This window comes from Yoonia sp. MH D7, from assembly GCF_054439475.1.
The window spans coordinates 3,064,043-3,081,516 of the sequence record NZ_JBTJCF010000001.1; the positions used below are offsets into that span (position 1 = coordinate 3,064,043).

Here is a 17,474-nt window from a genome sequence, read left to right on the forward strand (position 1 = left end):
CGCTGTCCTTGTGGGGTCGTGTTCTTTGATATACTGCCCATGCTTGTGAAAACAAGGGAACACCCATGAGCCAATCAGGTCTGCCACCGCGCCGCGCCGCGCATCATTTGCTGGAACATATTACAGGCGAGGGCCGTTTGATGTCCGAGTTGATCAGTGGTGGCGCTTTAGAGCATCTGGCCCCTGACGATCGTGCGCGTGCGCAACGCTTGGCAACTGATGCATTGCGAGGCTTGGACCGCGCCGATCGCATGTTGAAACCTTATTTCAAAAAAACCACGCCGCCAGATTACGTGATGAATGCCCTGCGTTTGGGCGTGATCGAATTAACAGGTGGCGAGGCGGCACATGGGGTGGTGAACGCCTATGTCGAGATCGTCGGTCGCAACCAGCGCACCGCCTCGATGAAAGGCATGACCAACGCGGTTCTGCGCCGCATCGCCGAGGAAGGCCCCGCCGCGTGGCATAAGCGCGCCGTTCCTCTGATGCCGGGATGGTTGCGTCAGCCGCTCGTCGCCGCGTGGGGTCGTCCCGCGATGGACGCGATGGACGTCGCACATTTTGCAGGCGCGCAGCTTGATTTGACCTGTAAAGGTGACCCCGAGAAAATCGCTGAGGCGGTGGGCGGAGTTGTCTTGCCGACCGGCTCGGTGCGCGTCGCCGATGCAGGCCAAGTCAGCGCGCTGGCAGGTTTTGATACGGGTGATTGGTGGGTGCAGGATGCTGCCGCTGCGATCCCTGTGCTGATGTTGGCCCCGACAGAGGGCATGACAGTTCTGGATCTGTGCGCCGCGCCGGGTGGCAAAACCATGCAACTCGCGGCCGCTGGGGCCGTGGTGACAGCCGTTGATATCTCGCAAGGTCGCGTGATGCGTGTCTCTGAAAATCTTGCGCGCGTGAAGCTCTCGGCCGAGGTGATTGTGGCAGATGCCTTTGACGTCACGGGGCAATATGATGCGGTCCTTCTTGACGCGCCATGTTCGGCGACCGGCACAATCCGCCGCCACCCTGATCTGCCCTATGCTAAAGACGGCTCTGAATTTGCCGCGTTGATCGAACAGCAATCCTCGCTGATCGACCACGCGCTGACCTTGCTGAAATCAGGCGGCAAGCTGGTATATTGCACCTGTTCTTTGTTGCCCGACGAAGGGGAAGTGCAGATCGAGGAAGCCTTGGAGCGCCATGCAGGTCTGACCGTTGACGTCACCGCCGCAAACCGCACAGGCATCGACCCCGACTGGACCACCTTTGAGGGTGGCGTGCGTTTGCGCCCCGATTATTGGCCCGATCGCGGCGGCATGGACGGTTTTTATATTGCTGTGCTGACAAAGCCGTAAGACGCGGCTATTGTCTCGGTAATAATCAAGCGTAACAGCGCGAAGCCGAGGCAGCAGACAGTGGCAAAACCACAAACATGGCGTGCGAAGCGCGTCCAGATCATGCACCGCGTCCATGCGCGTGTGGCGTCTCATGCACGTCCCGCGACAGGGTTCGTCAGCCAGCCAGAACCGCGCACCATTGGTCATTTTGCGCGAGGTCGTCAGATGATCGCGGGAAATTTCCTGTTTGCAGGCGCCTTGACCGAGGCCAAAGGCGCAGTGATTTGGGATATTGCAAAAGACAACGATGTGGTGGCCGAAGAACTGCAAGGTTGCATCTGGCTTGATGATCTGGCTGCCGTTGGTGATGCTAAGGCGCGTGCCTGTGCGCAGACGTGGATCGCGGCGTGGATCACCCGTTATGGCAACGGGCGTGGTTTAGGCTGGACCCCTGATTTGGTCGGGCGCCGCCTGATCCGCTGGATTCAGCACGGATTTTTTGTGTTGCGCGGCTTGGAGAAATCCGAAAGCCAAGCGTTTTACCGCTCGCTGGGTCAGCAAACGATTTTCCTGTCACGGCGCTGGCAAACAACCGCGCAAGGGTTGCCGCGCTTTGAGGCTCTTACGGGCATGATCTACGCGGGGCTGTCGCTAGAGGGTATGGAAGAACACGTTGCCCCTGCGGTCAAAGCCTTGGCGCGAGATTGTGCGCGCGAAATTGATAAGACCGGCGGCATTCCAACGCGTAACCCCGAAGAATTGCTAGAAGTCCTCACCCTTTTGACATGGGCCACGGCGGCGTTGACCGAGGCAGGCGAAGAGCCCCCTGCGGCGATTGCAATGGCGATTGCGCGAATCACGCCCACCCTGCGGGCCTTGCGTCACGCTGACGGTGGCTTGGCGCGGTTCCATGGCGGTGGGCGTGGGCTGGACGGGCGGCTTGATCTTGCTTTGGCCATGGCAGGAGATCGCACGCGCCCGACCGACAAGCTTTACATGGGTTTTGCGCGGATGCATGCAGGGCGTACTTCGATTGTGATTGACGCAGCACCACCGCCAAGCGGGCCGATATCAGTGAACGCGCATGCCAGCACGCTTGCGTTCGAGGTCACATCGGGGCGCAGGCCATTGATCGTGAATTGCGGATCAGGTCGCACCTTTGGCGAAGACTGGCGGCGCGCAGGGCGCGCCACACCAAGCCACTCTACCCTGTGCATCGAAGGATATTCCTCGTCCCGATTGGGCGCACCCAGCCGTGTGGTCACATCTCGGCAGGAAATGTTGGACGACGTGCCGCACGAGGTAATCGCCGAATTTTCCGCACTGCATGATGGCAAGCGCATGGAGATGTCGCACGACGGTTACCGCGTCACCCACGGCTTAACACACGCTCGCACACTAGATCTGGCGACGGACGGACGCGGCATGGTGGGCGACGATGTGCTGACAACGCTGACTGACGCCGACAAAAGACGGTTCGCGCACGCGCTGGACGAAAGCGCACTGCAAGGCATCCCTTACGCGCTGCGCTTTCATCTGCATCCCGACGTTGATGCGACCCTTGATATGGGCGGGGCCGCGGTGTCGATGGCGCTTAAATCCGGCGAGGTCTGGATCCTGCGCTACGATGGACATGCCGATTTGGCACTTGAGCCTTCAGTTTATCTCGAAAATGGCCGATTAAAGCCGCGTCCGACGCAACAGGTGGTTTTATCTGGCAGCACAATGGCCTATGCGACACGCGTCCGCTGGTCGTTGGCCAAAGCGCAAGGCACGCCCGAAGGTGTGCGCGATTTGGTCACGGACGATTTGATGGACCCAAATGATGAATGATCGGGGGATCACATGACTGACCTTGCACCACTGAAACGCGCACTGCTTTCTGTCTCTGATAAGACGGGGTTGCTTGAACTTGGCCGTGCCTTGGCCGCGCGCGGCGTCGAACTGTTGTCCACCGGCGGCACAGCCAAAGCACTGCGCGATGCAGGCCTTGATGTAAAAGACGTAGCAGACGTCACGGGCTTTCCTGAAATGATGGACGGGCGCGTAAAAACCCTACACCCCGTTGTGCATGGCGGCCTGTTAGCGCGCCGCGATCTGCCCGCACATGTTACAGCAATGGACGAGCATAATATCGGCGCAATCGATCTGTTGGTCGTTAATCTTTACCCGTTTGAAGAAACTGTAGCCAAAGGCGCGGATTTCGACACCTGCATTGAAAACATCGACATTGGCGGTCCTGCGATGATCCGCTCTGCCGCGAAAAACCATGCGTTTGTGAACGTAATCACAGACGTGCAAGACTATGACGCGCTGCTCGGTGAGCTTGATGCAAACAACGGTCAGACGACATTGGCATTCCGTCAAAAGCTTGCGCAAACCGCCTATGGTCGCACCGCCGCATACGACACCGCTGTCAGTACTTGGATGGCCTCGGCGATTGATCTGGCAACACCGCGCCGTCGCTCGATCGCGGGCACCTTCAAGCAAGAAATGCGTTACGGTGAAAATAGCCACCAGTCCGCCGCCTTTTACACCGATGGAACAGACCGCCAAGGTGTTGCGACCGCCGTGCAACATCAGGGCAAGGAACTGTCCTATAACAATATCAACGACACCGATGCCGCGTTCGAGTTGGTTGCAGAATTCGACCCTGCCGATGGCCCCGCAGTCGCGATCATCAAACACGCAAACCCCAGCGGTGTGGCGCGCGGCGCGACCTTGCTTGAGGCTTATAAAAACGCTTTCAACTGTGACCGGACCTCTGCGTTTGGCGGCATTGTGGCGCTGAACCAGCCGCTAGATGTAGACACTGCAAAGGCGATTGTGGAGATTTTCACCGAAGTCGTGATCGCGCCGGGCGCATCCCCTGAGGCCCGCGCCATCTTTGCCACCAAGAAGAACTTGCGCCTGCTCACAACAGACGGATTGCCCGATCCAAAAGCCGCGCAAATCACCATGAAGCAGGTCGCTGGCGGCATGTTAGTGCAAGACAAAGATGTCGGATCAGTCGATCTTTCCGATCTCAAAGTCGTGACAAAAGTCAAACCGACAGATGCGCAAATGACCGATCTTTTGTTCGCTTGGAAAGTGGCGAAGCACGTCAAATCCAACGCAATCGTCTACGTCAAAGATAGTGCCACAGTTGGCGTCGGCGCAGGGCAAATGTCACGTCTCGACAGTGCCTTGATCGCGGCCCAAAAAGCCGAGCGTATGGCAAGTGCAATGGACCTGCCCGAATCGCTCGCCATAGGATCGGCGGTGGCCTCCGACGCGTTCTTCCCCTTTGCTGACGGGTTGTTAGAGGCCGCAGCCGCAGGGGCAACCTGCGTCATTCAACCCGGCGGTTCCATGCGCGACGACGAGGTCATTGCAGCGGCTGACGAGGCTGGCATCGCCATGGTCTTTACCGGCATGCGCCACTTCCGGCATTAAGGAGAAATTGATGCGGCTTCTATTCTGGACGGGATTTTGGGTGTTTCTGGTGGATCAAGCCAGCAAATATTATATCCTGCATATGCTGCAACTCAAAGAAGGGCAGCCTGTCGCGATTTTTGACCCGTTTCTGGTCTTCACGATGGCATGGAACAGAGGCGTGAACTTTGGGATCGGCGCAGGGTTCGACATGCGTTGGGTGCTGATCGGGGTTGCCTGTGCGATCTCGGTCGGCGTTGTGATCTGGCTGTGGCGCAGGCCCGCCGACAGGTTCACCTATATCGCAGCAGGGTTCCTGATCGGCGGTGCGCTGGGCAATGTTGTTGACCGCCTGATCTATGGCGCGGTGGCCGATTTTCTGAACATGTCTTGCTGCGGATTTCAGAACCCTTATGCATTCAATATTGCGGATATCGCGATTTTTATCGGCGCAATCGGCATCGCATTTGCCGATAGCCGCCCATCTAAAAAGAAACGGACGTGACGACCGACGATGGTTCGTCTAAAAGGGGCCGTGAAAAGATCAAAGGTTTGACAATGCGCAAGACGATTTTGGCAGTTCTGACAGCGGCGACACTGATGGCATGTTCATCAGGCCAGCGGCCATTGCATGACATGCGGTCCTCTACGGGCGGTCCTGACGAGTTTTCGGTGATACCTCTCGCCGCGCTCCAGATCCCCGCGACAATGACCTTGCCGGCGCCCACGCCAGGCGGTGCAAACCTGACGGACGCAACGCCAAAAGCCGACGCGATTGCGGCACTTGGCGGCAATGCAGCGGTGGCAAACACGGGCGGTATTCCAGCAAGTGACGCGGCGCTGGTGGCACGAGCGGGCCGCAACGGCACGCAGAGCGATATCCGCAGCACTCTGGCAAACGAAGATGCACGGTTTCGCGCAGGCAAAAAACGCTTGGGGTTCTTGTCGATCTTGAGCCGCGACCGGTATTTCAAAGCATACTCAGGTAGCGCACTCGATGCCTATGCCGAGCTTGCGAGGTTCCGCGCCGCAGGTGTGGCAACCCCAACGGCGCCCCCCGCCAACTAACCGATCACATCCGCGTTTGTGCCACTTGCGCGATGCTGTTTGCGGCGTAGGTTATGCCTAACGCCACTGACAAAGGATCGCCCATGCGCCGCCTGATTTCTTCTGCTTTACTGATGTTCACTGCCTTGCCTGCTTTGGCCGCGGACGTGACAACCTACACCCTTGATAACGGCATGGATGTCGTCGTGATCGAAGATCACCGTGCCCCTGTTGTGGTTCACATGGTCTGGTATCGAATTGGATCGGCGGACGAACCGGTTGGCGCGTCTGGTGTCGCACACTTTCTCGAACATCTGCTGTTCAAAGCGACCGATCAATTGGAAAGCGGCGAGTTTTCTGCGGTGGTCTCTGCCAATGGCGGCGCTGACAACGCCTTTACCAGCCACGATTATACCGCCTATTACCAGCGCATCGCGGCCGACCGCTTGCCGTTGATGATGGAAATGGAAAGCAACCGGATGAACAATCTGATGCTGACCGAAGACGACATTGTCACCGAACGCAATGTGATCCTTGAAGAGCGCAACCAGCGCACCGAGAATAATCCCAACGCCTTGGCGCGCGAACAATTCGACGCCGCCCTGTACCAAAACCACCGCTATGGCGTGCCGGTGATCGGCTGGAAGCACGAAATGGAAGATCTGAGCCTGCAAGACGCTCTCGATTTCTATGACCTCTACTATTCGCCCAACAACGCGGTTCTGGTTGTCGCGGGTGATGTGAAACCCGAAGACGTGCAAGCCTTGGCTGAACAATACTACGGTGTGATCCCCGCAGAGGAAAACCTGCCCGATCGCCTGCGCCCGTCTGAGCCACCGCAACGGGCGGAACGCCGGATCACCTACGTCGATCCACGCGTCAGTCAATCCTACCTTTCGCGTTCGTATCTGGCCCCCGAACGCGATGCAGGCGCGCAGAAAGAAGCCGCCGCATTGGTCTATCTCGCTGACCTCCTAGGAGGTTCGCCGTTCACGTCCGCCCTCGGTCAGGCCCTGCAATTCGACACACAAACCGCCATTTACAGTTCGGCTGGCTACAGCGGATCGAACCTTGATATCGGCAGCTTCGGCCTTAGCGTCGCCCCCTCCGAAGGTGTAACTCTTTCCGAGGCCGAGGCAGCAATGGACGAAGCAATCGCCGCCTTCCTCGCCGCCGACATCGATTTGACCAAAATGGAAAGTCTGCGCACACAACTGCGCGCCTCTGAAATCTACGCCTTGGATAATGTCGAAGGTTTGGCCAACCGCTACGGACGCGCCCTGACCCAAGGGTTAACCGTGCAAGACGTGCAAGACTGGCCGCAAGTCTTGCAAGACGTGACCGCCGAAGACGTAAAAGCCGTGGCGCAAAAGGTTCTAAACCGCGATCAATCCGTGACAGGATGGGTCGTCTCAGCCGCCGAGGAGGCCCGCTAATGTTCCGTATTGTTTTGACAGTCTGCTTTGCGCTTGGCGCAACAGTCGCCTCCGCGATCGAGATCGAAGAAGTCACCTCCGCAGGCGGCATCAACGCATGGGTCGTCGAGGAACCGTCGATCCCGTTTACTGCTCTTGAAATCCGCATGCGCGGCGGCGCGTCGCTTGACCTGCCCGAAAAACGCGGTGCTACCAACCTGATGATGGCGCTGATCGAGGAAGGCAGCGGCGACATGGACGCCCGCGCGTTCCAGACCAAACTCGACGCGCTCGCCGCCAGCTTTTCGTTCCGCGCCTACGACGACACCATGTCTATCTCGGCGCGTTTCCTGACCGAAAATCAAGACGAGGTTCTGGAACTACTACATGGCGCCCTGACCGCGCCGCGCTTTGACCAAGACGCCATCGACCGCGTGCGCGCGCAAGTCCTGTCAGGTATCGCCAGCGACGCCAAAAGCCCGAACCGCATCGCAACCGCCTATTTTGACAGTGCTGCATTTGGCGATCACCCCTACGGTTCGTCCAGCGATGGCACCGTGGAAAGCGTGTCCGCACTGACCCAAGATGACATGTTTGACGCCTACCGTAATGCATTAACGCGCAGCGATATCTATGTGTCTGCGGTCGGCAATATCACCACTGCCGAGATTGGCCCGATCCTCGACACGTTGCTCGGCGACCTGCCTGCCGATGGACCGCCGCAAATCGCGGATGTGCCTTTCGGCCTGTCTGGTGGCGTGACCGTGATCCCGTTTGACACCCCGCAAGCCGTGGCCCTGTTTGGCCATTCCGGCATCAAACGCGACGACGACGATTTCTTTGCCGCCTATATTCTCAACGAAATTCTGGGTGGGGCAGGGTTCGAATCCCGCCTGATGAACGAGGTCCGCGAAAAGCGTGGCCTGACCTATGGGATCGGTGCCTCTCTCGTGCCGAAATTCCACGCTGAAATGTGGATTGGGCAGGTGGCCAGCAGTAATGCCACCATCGCGCAGGCCATCCAAGTGACCCGCGATGTCTGGTCCGATCTGGCGACAAACGGCGCGACCCAAGCTGAATTGGACAGGATCAAAACCTACCTGACCGGCGAATATCCCCTGCGTTTTGACGGCAACGCCGAAATCGCGAATATCATGGTGGGCATGCAGATGATCGGTCTGCCAACCGAATATGTCATCAATCGCAACGACTACATCGAGGCCGTTACCCTGTCCGATGTGAACCGCGTTGCGACTGAATTCTTACAGCCCGAAAACCTGCGCTTTGTCGTGGTCGGCCAACCCGAAGGGTTGGAAAGCACGGATTAAAACAACCCGTCGATGCGGCTGTAACTTTCCTCCATGCCCTGCTCCATGCCGGTATCTAGCATGGCTTTCAGGCTTTCTTCGTCGGGCAGTTGCATCCGCAGGGTCAACAACGTGCCACCGTCTTTGGCCTCGAATGTGGTGTGGCACCGGTTGTCGGGCGTCGGATCAGGGATATGCATCCGTTCCACATGGCGGATCTCGGAATAGGGCGTCACGACCTCATATTCGCCGGTAATCTCAAACGCATGTCCCTCTTCATTTGCCCAGCCGTAGCCTAGCTTGCCACCGGCGCGTGCGTCAGAAATACAATGCGTCATCTCCCATCCCTCCATGCCGCCCATCCAAAGACGGATCAGATCAGCCTCGGTATGCGCGCGGAAAACCTGTTCGGGCGTGGCCGCAAATTGACGGGTCGCGACGGCGCAGCCGTCACCCGTCAGGTCGATTTTCAAAGTGGTCATGACGTTTCCTTTTCTGAGGGCATCGCGGCCAAAACCGCATCTAGTCGGTCATAATTTTGCACAAGTGATCTGCGTAGCTTGGTCGCCCATTGCTCAAGTTGCTCTATCCCTGCGGGCGACAAGGCGCAGGGCCGCTTTGCACCGTCCACACGGCGCGTGATCAGCCCCGCAGTTTCCAGCACCTTCAAATGCCGCGAAATCGCAGGCTGGCTCATGGTAAAACGATCAGAAATATCCATCACCGTCATCTCACCCGCCGCCAGCATATCCAGAATGGAACAGCGCGTAGGATCGGAAAGGGCGGCAAAAGTGGTGTGCATTTCTATCATACGTATACTGTTATATAACATTAAGCTTATGTCAATAACTCCTATTTCAAGTCTCGCAGAATCGCATAATGACGTGCTATCCCTTGTGGCATGATCAGTTCAGACCCCCAGATAAAGCCTCAACCTGTTATCAAGCAGCTTGACGATGCCGCTGTGAACCGTATTGCCGCAGGCGAGGTGCTTGAACGCCCTGCGAGCGCGGTCAAAGAATTGCTCGAAAATGCCATCGACGCAGGGGCGACGCGCATCGAGGTGGTTATCGCTGATGGCGGCAAAACCCTGATCCGCGTCACCGACGACGGCTGCGGCATCTCAGGCTCCGACCTGCCGCTTGCACTATCGCGCCACGCGACCAGCAAAATCGACGGCTCTGACCTGCTGAACATCCATTCCTTCGGCTTTCGCGGCGAAGCCCTGCCCAGTCTCGGCGCGGTCGGTCGCCTGACCATCACCAGCCGCGCCCAGGATAGCGAGGGCGCCACCATTTCCGTCACAGGCGGCAAACACACCGAAGTTCGCCCTGCCGCGCTCTCGAACGGCACCGTGGTCGAACTGCGCGACATGTTCTACGCCACCCCCGCACGGCTGAAATTCCTGCGCACCGACCGCGCAGAAGCACAAGCCGTGAGCGATGTCGTCAAGCGCTTGGCCATGTCCGAACCTTTCATCACCTTCATCCTGCGCGATGCGTCGGGTGGCGATAATCGCACAACCTTTCGCGCCGACGCCGAAACTGGCGACATGTTCAACGCGCTGCATGGCCGCTTGCGCACCGTCATTGGCCGCGATTTCGCAGATAACGCGCTGCCCATTGATGCGCAGCGCGAGGGTTTCCACCTGACAGGCTACGCCGCGCTACCAACCTATTCTCGCGGGGCCGCAGTCGCACAATATCTGTTCGTAAACGGACGCCCCGTGCGCGACAAAATGCTGCTTGGCGCATTGCGCGCCGCTTATATGGACGTGCTTTCGCGCGATCGTCACCCTGTTGCCGCGCTGTTCGTTGATTGCGACCCAACGCTGGTCGACGTCAACGTGCACCCCGCAAAATCCGAAGTCCGGTTTCGTGAACCCGCTATCGTGCGCGGCCTCATCATCTCGGGCCTGCGCCACGCCTTGGCAGAGGCAGGGCACCGCGCCTCAACTACCGTGGCCGACGCAACCTTGGGGGCTATGCGCCCCGAAGTGACCGAACCGCGGGTCTACCAAATGGACCGCCCGTCATTCGCGGCGCGCTCCATGTCGTTCCAAGCGCAATCGCCCGGCTTCTCCGAAGCCCCCTCCGCACGCATAGAACCCGTTTTTGAAGACGAGCCAGCGCATTTACCCTTGGGGGCGGCCCGCGCGCAGGTGCATGAAAACTACATCATCTCGCAAACCGACGCGGGCATCGTCATCGTCGACGGACACGCGGCCCACGAACGCTTGGTCTATGAAAAACTCAAACGGCAAATGGCCGAAAACGGCGTCGCAGCGCAAGCCCTACTGATCCCTGAAATCGTCGAAATGTCCGACAATCAGGCAGCACAACTGCTCGAAATCGCTGACGACTTGGCGCGGTTCGGCCTGACCATCGAACCCTTTGGCGGCGGCGCAATCGCCGTGCGCGAAACCCCCGCGATCTTGGGCGAAGTCAACGCAGGCGCCATGCTGCGCGACATCCTCGACGAGTTGGACGACACTGGCGGCTCTGACCGCATGCAATCAAAAGTCGAGGCAATCCTGTCCCGCGTCGCCTGTCACGGCTCGATCCGCACAGGGCGACGGATGCGCGGCGAAGAAATGAACGCACTGCTGCGCGAGATGGAAGCAACGCCAATGTCAGGCCAATGCAACCACGGACGGCCCACCTATGTAGAGCTGAAACTTTCCGACATTGAACGGCTCTTTGGCCGCACATGATCACGATCGGCGATTATACCTTTGCGCTTGGCGACCCGTTGTTCGTCGCCGGTCTCATCGTTGCGCTCATTCTTCTCGCGATGGTTGTTTTGTTGATTGTGGCGGTGCGCCGTGCCGGTAAATCAGGCGAAATGGCGCAGATCCTCGCTAGCCAAATGGGCGGCCTAGGCAATCGCGTGCAAATGCTCTCTGATGGGCAACACCAACTCTTTGGCGGTCTGACCTCGGTCACAGAGGCGCAGGCGCAACAGCAGGCAAAAACCCTGCAACTGATGGAACGGCGGCTGAGCCAAGTCACCGAATCCCTTAATCTGAACATGTCCCATTCGGCCCAACGCACCGCGCAATCGCTTGGCGAATTGCAGCAACGGCTGCTAACCATCGACAAAGCACAAGAGAATATTACCAAGTTATCTGGCGACGTTTTGTCCCTGCAAGACATCCTGTCCAACAAACAAACACGCGGCGCATTCGGTGAGATCCAACTCAACGATATCGTCAGTAAGGCGCTGCCCGCCGACGCCTACACGTTCCAACACACGCTCTCAAACGGCAAACGCGCCGACTGCTTGATCCATCTGCCAAACCCGCCGGGGCCCATCGTGATCGACAGTAAATTTCCGCTGGAAGCCTACGAAGCCCTGCGCCGCGCGAAAACCGATTGGGAGGCCAATGAGGCGGCCAAATTCATGCGCACATCGGTCAAAGCGCATATAAAAGCGATCTCGGAAAAATACATCCTCGACGGCGAAACCGCCGATGGTGCGCTGATGTTTCTGCCATCCGAGGCGGTCTACGCCGAACTACACGCCAACTTTCCCGAACTGGTGCGCGAAGGGTTCGCCGCCCGCGTTTGGATTGTCTCGCCCACGACCTGCATGGCCACATTAAACACCATGCGCGCGATCCTCAAAGATGCGCGTATGCGCGAACAGGCGGGCGCAATCCGTACGACCCTGCGGCTGCTGCACCGCGATGTCGAGCTGATCTCGGAACGCGTTGCAAAACTGAACACGCACTTTGGGCAAGCGCGCCGCGATCTCGAAGATATCGGCGTCGCCTCCGAGCGCGCAGGCAAACGGGCCGCAAAGCTCGACAATTTCGATTTCGAAGATGTGACGCCAGAGGTGTAACCAGCCCTGCCGCCTCTCAATAGCTAGGTCGCGGCGACAAAAACCTGTTTCGCCCGCCCCCAAACGCCACTTTCCAAATCGTCAAGTTGGCCAAGATATGCAATCAACTGCCCCGCAAAATCTTCGCTGCTTTCGACAGGCAAAAGCGACGGCAGATTATCAATCGCGGTCACGTCTAGCGGAGGATCATCATGCACGCGCAATGCGGGCGCACTCCATGTCGTCTCTAAATCATAGACCTTGATCGGTGAAAAATCACTCTGCGGATCGCAAGCAATATCCCCAATCACCGTCAGTTTCCGCGTCGCCGTCTTGGCCGACATCGGCACAAACACAGGCGTGCCATCGCGGGCCAGAATACAGTTCAGGAAGATATCATGCTCTAACATCTGCAGGAACGGGCCACCCGACGCAGTTTCGGCCATATCCCACTTGGTCACAGGCAGCCCCAATGCCTCAAACAGATCCGCCGCGCCTGTGCCAACACGGCCCAGCGCCCCGATAATTAACGCCGACGGCTTTGCACCTTTCAAATGCGTGGCCAATTCATCACGCATCGCACCCGCACTGGCATAGGTTTCCACAGGCCCCGCAAGGTCACCACGCTGCTGTGCAATCCATGCAAGCAAACTTACCGCCGCCCCCGCATATCCCGCCCAATAGCCAAACGCGGCAACGCGCCGCCCGTCTTCATCCACCAGATACTCTAGATCAAATAACGTGCCACCGCCCGCCACGAAACGGTCCAGTAGGACGCGCCCCGCCGCTTGCCCCTTATAAGCGTGACCAAACATGATATGGCGGTGCGGCAACGGTGTGCCATCTTCTGGTAACTCTTTCAGCCCGAAAATAATCGCGTCACGCGGGGCATCGACCCAGCCGCCTTCAGGCGCGGTGGCGCACCCTGCTGCAATAAATCCGTCCAGCCCAATCGCGCGCTGCACACTTTCCTCAACCGTCACCTGAAACCCTGCGGCCAGCAATTTCGCCGCCCCCTCAGGCGTAATCCCGATCCGCTCTTCATGTGCGCGACTTTCGGCGCGAACCCATAGATGTGTCATATTCGATCCTTAATAATGCGTGCGCGCCGCTAAACGGTCCACGTGATCCAGATGCGGAGCCGCGTTAAATGCCCCCAAAATCGGTCCCTGTGGCGTGACATGAATCCGGTGCACCGAGGTGTTCAAAATCGGCAAGGCAATCTGCGCCATCTGCGGAATATCCAGATGCAAAATATGCGCCACAGCACGGGCAATAATCCCGCCAGAGGTCACACATAAAATGCGCTTGCCTGGTTGTGCTGCCTCGTTGATCACGTCCTGCACGCGCTGCGAATAATTGGCATAGGTCTCGCCACCTGCAATCTTGCCATCACGCCATGCGGTCAATGTCGCGGGAAAGTGAACGGCGAAATCGTCGGGCCCCTCGCGCGGCGCAACCAACCCCAAGGTATCCATTTCAGCCGCCAAATCGTAATAGGTGATTTCGTTTAACCGCTCGTCAACCGACACATCTTCAAACCCCATCCCTGCAATAGTCTCGCGCTGACGGCGTAAACTGCCTGAATAGACACTATCAAAGGGGCCATCGTGGGCCTTGATCCAGTGGCCCAGCCATGCGGCCTGCTGATGTCCCAGCTCGGTCAGCCGGTCATAATCTGCTTCATTGGTCGCCGCAGAATTGGCCTGCCCGTGGCGGACCAGTGTAATTTCACCCAACGTATATCTCCTTTGCGTTGCCACATGGGTAGCTATGCAAGCCCGATGGCGCAAGCGTCGCCTTGGCCCTTGTTTGCAGATTCCGCATGTGGGATTGTGCGCCGACCTGACACGGAAAGTAACCCTTATGAGCGCCGCCCTTTTGCTGAAAGATATCTTTGGCTTTGACGCGTTCAGGCCTGGTCAGCAAGAGATCGTCGAGGCGGTGATTGCGGGCGAAAATACACTTGCGATCATGCCCACAGGCGGCGGTAAATCGCTTTGCTTCCAACTTCCTGCGTTGGCTCGGACCGGTGTCACAGTCGTCATTTCCCCCCTCATCGCGCTGATGCGTGACCAAGTGCGCGGTCTGCGCGAGGCGGGTGTCGAGGCGGGCGCGCTGACCTCTGGCAACACCGAAGAAGAGACCGACGCCGTTTGGGCGGGGCTTGAGGCTGGCACATTGCGCCTGCTCTACATGGCCCCCGAACGGTTGGCGTCTGGCGGCACAATGCGCATGTTGCAGCGCGCTGGCGTTGGCATGATTGCCGTCGACGAGGCGCATTGCGTTAGCCAATGGGGGCACGATTTCCGCCCTGACTATCTGAAAATCGGCGAGTTGCGCCGCCTGTTGAACGTGCCTCTTGCTGCCTTCACCGCCACCGCCGACGCCGAAACCCGCGCCGAGATCGTGCAAAAACTGTTCGACGGTGCCGAGCCTTCGACGTTCCTGCGCGGCTTTGATCGGCCGAATATCCATCTGGCTTTTGAAGTCAAAGATGGCCCCCGCACCCAAATCCTGAACTTCGCCAGCGCACGCAAAGGCCAGTCAGGGATCGTCTACACCGGCACCCGCGCCAAAACCGAAACCCTTGCAAGGGCGTTGAACGACGCGGGACACACCGCTTGTTTTTATCATGGCGGCATGGACGCAGACGACCGCCGCATTGTCGAGCGCCGCTTCCAGCAGGAAGACGGGTTAATCGTTTGCGCAACCGTTGCCTTTGGGATGGGCATCGACAAACCCGATATCCGCTGGGTCGCCCATGCCGACCTGCCCAAATCGATCGAAAGCTATTATCAGGAAATCGGGCGGGCAGGGCGCGATGGTGCGCCCGCTGAAACCCTCACACTTTTCGGTCCCGACGACATTCGCTATCGGCGCCAACAAATCGATGAAGGGCTCGCCCCACCCGAACGGCGCGCCGCAGATCATGGGCGGCTCAACGCCCTTCTTGGTTTGGCCGAGGCATTACACTGTCGGCGCGTGAACCTTTTGCGCTACTTTGGCGAAGACCCAGCCCCCTGCGGCAACTGCGACCTCTGCGATAAACCAGCCGATATTTTCGACGGCACAACCGCCGTGCGCATGGCGCTTTCCGCCGCTCTGCGTACCGATGAATACTTTGGCGCGGGCCATCTGATCGACATTCTGCTTGGTGCTAAAACCGACAAAATCGCACAGCGCGGCCACGACAGCCTGCCAACCTACGGCGTCGGCAAAGACTACGATAAACGCCAATGGCAGGCGATTTTCCGGCAAATGATGGGCCACGATCTGATGCGCCCCGACCGCGAACGCCACGGCGCACTGCGTATGACCGAACACGCCCGCCCCATTTTGCGTGGCGAAGCCAAAATCGAACTGCGCCGTGACAGCATCAAAGCCGCCAAAGGATTCAGCCCGCAAATTCGCCAGATGGTGAGCGAAGACGACGCGCCACTGCTGTCAGCTCTAAAGGCCAAACGCCGGTTCTTTGCCGAACAACTCGGCGGCCCCGCCTATATCGTGTTCAACGATAAATCCCTGATCGAAATGGCTGAAAAGCGCCCGATGAACCTCGATCAAATGGCAGGAATTAGCGGCGTTGGCGCCAAAAAACTCGAAAGCTACGGACGCGCCTTCCTCGAAGTGATCGCAGGCGCGGTCGAAGACGTGCATCCAATGCGCCGCAAACTCGCTGGCCGCTCTGAGGGGGCCGTTTATGACCGTCTGCTCGCCGCCCAAGCCGACCTTGCGCGCGGCCCCGAAGGTACCGATAAACCTATGTCGCTGAACGCCGCGACATTGTCCAAAGTGGCGCAACTGCGCAACGCTGACATGACAGGTATCGCGCGGCTGATCGGTGAAAAGCAGACCGAACGCTTTGGTCCCGCATTCCTTGAAATTCTGACTAGTGGTTAACCCTGTTGCGCGTTTGCGCATGAATGCATACCTTTATCATAACGCGATATTATAGACGGATCCTGACTTATGTTTTCACGCATCTTGGCGCTTTTTGGCGGCGAAGCAGAATTTGAGACGAAACTGCCAGAGGCGGACGCGCGCAATGCACTCGGCGCGTTGATGGTGCGGGCGGCCAAGGTCGATCACGCCTACCTGTTTGAAGAAGTCGAGCGGATCGATGCCGTTTTGGGTAAACTCTACAACCTCAACCCTGTAGAGGCTGCGAAAATGCGCGCAGGTTGTGAAAAGCTGGAAGAAGAAATGCCAGCCACCGACGAGTTGGTAGCGATCCTGCACGACGCAATCAGTCTGGCAGATCGCGAAGCGGCAGTATCCACCCTGTGGTCAGTGGTGTTCGCCGACGGTATCGAGCACAAGGAAGAAGACGAGTTGCTTCTTGCCATCGTGGCCGCACTTGGCGTGTCACCCGAGGTCAGCAAGCAATTGCACGATATCGAAAAGGCCAAGTTGCCCAAAAAGCGCGACTAAGCGGGTTTGATGCAGACGGATAATCAGGCAGATGACGCGACAAGCGCCGCGCAATAGCGCCGGCGCTTGGCCAAAACCCCAATCTGTCCAACGACCGATACGATCACGAACCAGCCTGCGAGCAACGGCAACAGAACGTCCCATGGGGCGGCTTTGAACACAACGCTCGACCCCAGAACAAGGCCTGACGTCCAGCAAAACACGCTAATCGAGGCGATCTGCGTGGCCCCTATAAGCTTGGGCAACGACAGGTCAATCACGCGATTGCCCAAGGTCTTGCGCATCATCGGTAGAATAAATGCGGCAATAACCAGCGAGTTCACCGTCATCGCAACCATCACCGCAACTTTCGCCCACAACTTGGGCGAAAACGCTGAAAATTCAAAACCGGTGCGTACATAAATCAACGACAATCCGGTGATCCAAAGCCCCGCAAACGCCACAGCAATCCAGAGGTGAATGCGCTCTATGTCGCGAATATCGGCGTCGCTATTCTGGGTCTGGATCGACCAGAACGACAGGAAATCGAGGTATAATGCGGTCCCCATTCCCGCGGCAAAAAACAACAGGTGCGCAGCGCGCAAAAGATCAATGTATGTTTGTGAAATTTCCAATACGCGGACTCCGATAACAAAATAGTGACCTAATTATTATTTTTCCTAGCCCCCCCTTTTTCGACCTCGCAAGAAAAAGTTGAGTGGAAAGTCAATTTT

Annotated in this window: 16 protein-coding genes; 11 read left to right on the top strand and 5 right to left on the bottom strand. The window is 58.1% G+C overall.

The window, feature by feature from the left end; genetic code table 11:
- Positions 1-65: 65 nt before the first annotated feature.
- From ACXLHR_RS15255 to ACXLHR_RS15285, 7 genes are all read left to right on the top strand, one after another.
- On the top strand, positions 66-1,337 hold the full coding sequence (locus ACXLHR_RS15255; RefSeq protein ID WP_458792239.1) for an RsmB/NOP family class I SAM-dependent RNA methyltransferase: 1,272 nt from the start codon (positions 66-68) through the stop codon (positions 1,335-1,337).
- Positions 1,338-1,439: 102 nt separating this feature from the next.
- Complete coding sequence (locus ACXLHR_RS15260; RefSeq protein WP_458792566.1) at positions 1,440-3,152, top strand: heparinase II/III family protein; 1,713 nt, start codon at positions 1,440-1,442, stop codon at positions 3,150-3,152.
- 12 nt (positions 3,153-3,164) lie between these two features.
- On the top strand, positions 3,165-4,754 hold the full coding sequence (gene purH / locus ACXLHR_RS15265; RefSeq protein WP_458792240.1) for a bifunctional phosphoribosylaminoimidazolecarboxamide formyltransferase/IMP cyclohydrolase: 1,590 nt from the start codon (positions 3,165-3,167) through the stop codon (positions 4,752-4,754).
- A gap of 10 nt (positions 4,755-4,764) precedes the next feature.
- On the top strand, positions 4,765-5,238 hold the full coding sequence (lspA, locus tag ACXLHR_RS15270) for a signal peptidase II (protein ID WP_458792241.1): 474 nt from the start codon (positions 4,765-4,767) through the stop codon (positions 5,236-5,238).
- Entirely contained in the window at positions 5,235-5,801 is a 567-nt protein-coding gene (locus ACXLHR_RS15275; RefSeq protein ID WP_458792242.1) for a DUF3035 domain-containing protein, read from the top strand. The genes lspA and ACXLHR_RS15275 overlap by 4 nt, the downstream gene beginning before the upstream one ends.
- Positions 5,802-5,884: 83 nt before the next feature.
- Positions 5,885-7,216: a M16 family metallopeptidase gene (locus ACXLHR_RS15280; RefSeq protein WP_458792243.1), complete on the top strand. Its 1,332-nt coding sequence runs from the start codon at positions 5,885-5,887 to the stop codon at positions 7,214-7,216.
- Positions 7,216-8,523, top strand: coding sequence for a M16 family metallopeptidase (locus tag ACXLHR_RS15285; protein WP_458792244.1), 1,308 nt, complete (start codon positions 7,216-7,218; stop codon positions 8,521-8,523). The genes ACXLHR_RS15280 and ACXLHR_RS15285 overlap by 1 nt, the downstream gene beginning before the upstream one ends.
- On the opposite strand, the gene ACXLHR_RS15290 is transcribed toward ACXLHR_RS15285, so the two are convergent.
- Positions 8,520-8,984: an SRPBCC domain-containing protein gene (locus ACXLHR_RS15290; RefSeq protein WP_458792245.1), complete on the bottom strand. Its 465-nt coding sequence runs from the start codon at positions 8,982-8,984 to the stop codon at positions 8,520-8,522. The two genes, ACXLHR_RS15285 and ACXLHR_RS15290, sit on opposite strands and share 4 nt — an antisense overlap.
- Entirely contained in the window at positions 8,981-9,304 is a 324-nt protein-coding gene (locus tag ACXLHR_RS15295) for an ArsR/SmtB family transcription factor (protein WP_458792246.1), read from the bottom strand. Before ACXLHR_RS15295 ends, ACXLHR_RS15290 begins: the two co-directional genes overlap by 4 nt.
- A 99-nt stretch (positions 9,305-9,403) precedes the next feature.
- Here ACXLHR_RS15295 and mutL point away from each other — a divergent pair, with 99 nt between their 5' ends.
- Together mutL and ACXLHR_RS15305 are read left to right on the top strand one after the other, a co-directional pair.
- Positions 9,404-11,215, top strand: a complete 1,812-nt coding sequence (gene mutL, locus ACXLHR_RS15300; protein WP_458792247.1) for a DNA mismatch repair endonuclease MutL — start codon at positions 9,404-9,406, stop codon at positions 11,213-11,215.
- Positions 11,212-12,348: a DNA recombination protein RmuC gene (locus tag ACXLHR_RS15305; protein WP_458792248.1), complete on the top strand. Its 1,137-nt coding sequence runs from the start codon at positions 11,212-11,214 to the stop codon at positions 12,346-12,348. The genes mutL and ACXLHR_RS15305 overlap by 4 nt, the downstream gene beginning before the upstream one ends.
- Before the next feature lie 23 nt (positions 12,349-12,371).
- On the opposite strand, the gene ACXLHR_RS15310 is transcribed toward ACXLHR_RS15305, so the two are convergent.
- On the bottom strand, positions 12,372-13,409 hold the full coding sequence (locus ACXLHR_RS15310) for a saccharopine dehydrogenase (RefSeq protein ID WP_458792249.1): 1,038 nt from the start codon (positions 13,407-13,409) through the stop codon (positions 12,372-12,374).
- Positions 13,410-13,418: 9 nt separating this feature from the next.
- The gene (locus tag ACXLHR_RS15315) at positions 13,419-14,066 is read right to left on the bottom strand and encodes a histidine phosphatase family protein (RefSeq protein ID WP_458792250.1); all 648 of its coding nucleotides are present in this window, start codon (positions 14,064-14,066) and stop codon (positions 13,419-13,421) included.
- A gap of 127 nt (positions 14,067-14,193) precedes the next feature.
- Between ACXLHR_RS15315 and recQ the strand changes: the two genes are divergently transcribed.
- Positions 14,194-16,230: a DNA helicase RecQ gene (recQ, locus tag ACXLHR_RS15320; protein ID WP_458792251.1), complete on the top strand. Its 2,037-nt coding sequence runs from the start codon at positions 14,194-14,196 to the stop codon at positions 16,228-16,230.
- A gap of 69 nt (positions 16,231-16,299) precedes the next feature.
- Entirely contained in the window at positions 16,300-16,761 is a 462-nt protein-coding gene (locus tag ACXLHR_RS15325) for a tellurite resistance TerB family protein (RefSeq protein WP_458792252.1), read from the top strand.
- Positions 16,762-16,784: 23 nt separating this feature from the next.
- On the opposite strand, the gene ACXLHR_RS15330 is transcribed toward ACXLHR_RS15325, so the two are convergent.
- Positions 16,785-17,375, bottom strand: coding sequence for a hypothetical protein (locus tag ACXLHR_RS15330; protein ID WP_458792253.1), 591 nt, complete (start codon positions 17,373-17,375; stop codon positions 16,785-16,787).
- Between the last annotated feature and the right edge of the window lie 99 nt (positions 17,376-17,474).

What these genes read in the sequence shown, in the direction of transcription:
- ACXLHR_RS15255 (WP_458792239.1), top strand. Translation starts at nt 66, where the DNA reads ATGAGCCAATCAGGTCTGCCACCGCGCCGCGCCGCGCATCATTTGCTG.
- ACXLHR_RS15260 (WP_458792566.1), top strand. Translation starts at nt 1,440, where the DNA reads ATGCACCGCGTCCATGCGCGTGTGGCGTCTCATGCACGTCCCGCGACA.
- purH (WP_458792240.1), top strand. Translation starts at nt 3,165, where the DNA reads ATGACTGACCTTGCACCACTGAAACGCGCACTGCTTTCTGTCTCTGAT.
- lspA (WP_458792241.1), top strand. Translation starts at nt 4,765, where the DNA reads ATGCGGCTTCTATTCTGGACGGGATTTTGGGTGTTTCTGGTGGATCAA.
- ACXLHR_RS15280 (WP_458792243.1), top strand. Translation starts at nt 5,885, where the DNA reads ATGCGCCGCCTGATTTCTTCTGCTTTACTGATGTTCACTGCCTTGCCT.
- ACXLHR_RS15285 (WP_458792244.1), top strand. Translation starts at nt 7,216, where the DNA reads ATGTTCCGTATTGTTTTGACAGTCTGCTTTGCGCTTGGCGCAACAGTC.
- ACXLHR_RS15290 (WP_458792245.1), bottom strand. Translation starts at nt 8,984, where the DNA reads ATGACCACTTTGAAAATCGACCTGACGGGTGACGGCTGCGCCGTCGCG.
- ACXLHR_RS15295 (WP_458792246.1), bottom strand. Translation starts at nt 9,304, where the DNA reads ATGCACACCACTTTTGCCGCCCTTTCCGATCCTACGCGCTGTTCCATT.
- mutL (WP_458792247.1), top strand. Translation starts at nt 9,404, where the DNA reads ATGATCAGTTCAGACCCCCAGATAAAGCCTCAACCTGTTATCAAGCAG.
- ACXLHR_RS15305 (WP_458792248.1), top strand. Translation starts at nt 11,212, where the DNA reads ATGATCACGATCGGCGATTATACCTTTGCGCTTGGCGACCCGTTGTTC.
- ACXLHR_RS15310 (WP_458792249.1), bottom strand. Translation starts at nt 13,409, where the DNA reads ATGACACATCTATGGGTTCGCGCCGAAAGTCGCGCACATGAAGAGCGG.
- recQ (WP_458792251.1), top strand. Translation starts at nt 14,194, where the DNA reads ATGAGCGCCGCCCTTTTGCTGAAAGATATCTTTGGCTTTGACGCGTTC.
- ACXLHR_RS15325 (WP_458792252.1), top strand. Translation starts at nt 16,300, where the DNA reads ATGTTTTCACGCATCTTGGCGCTTTTTGGCGGCGAAGCAGAATTTGAG.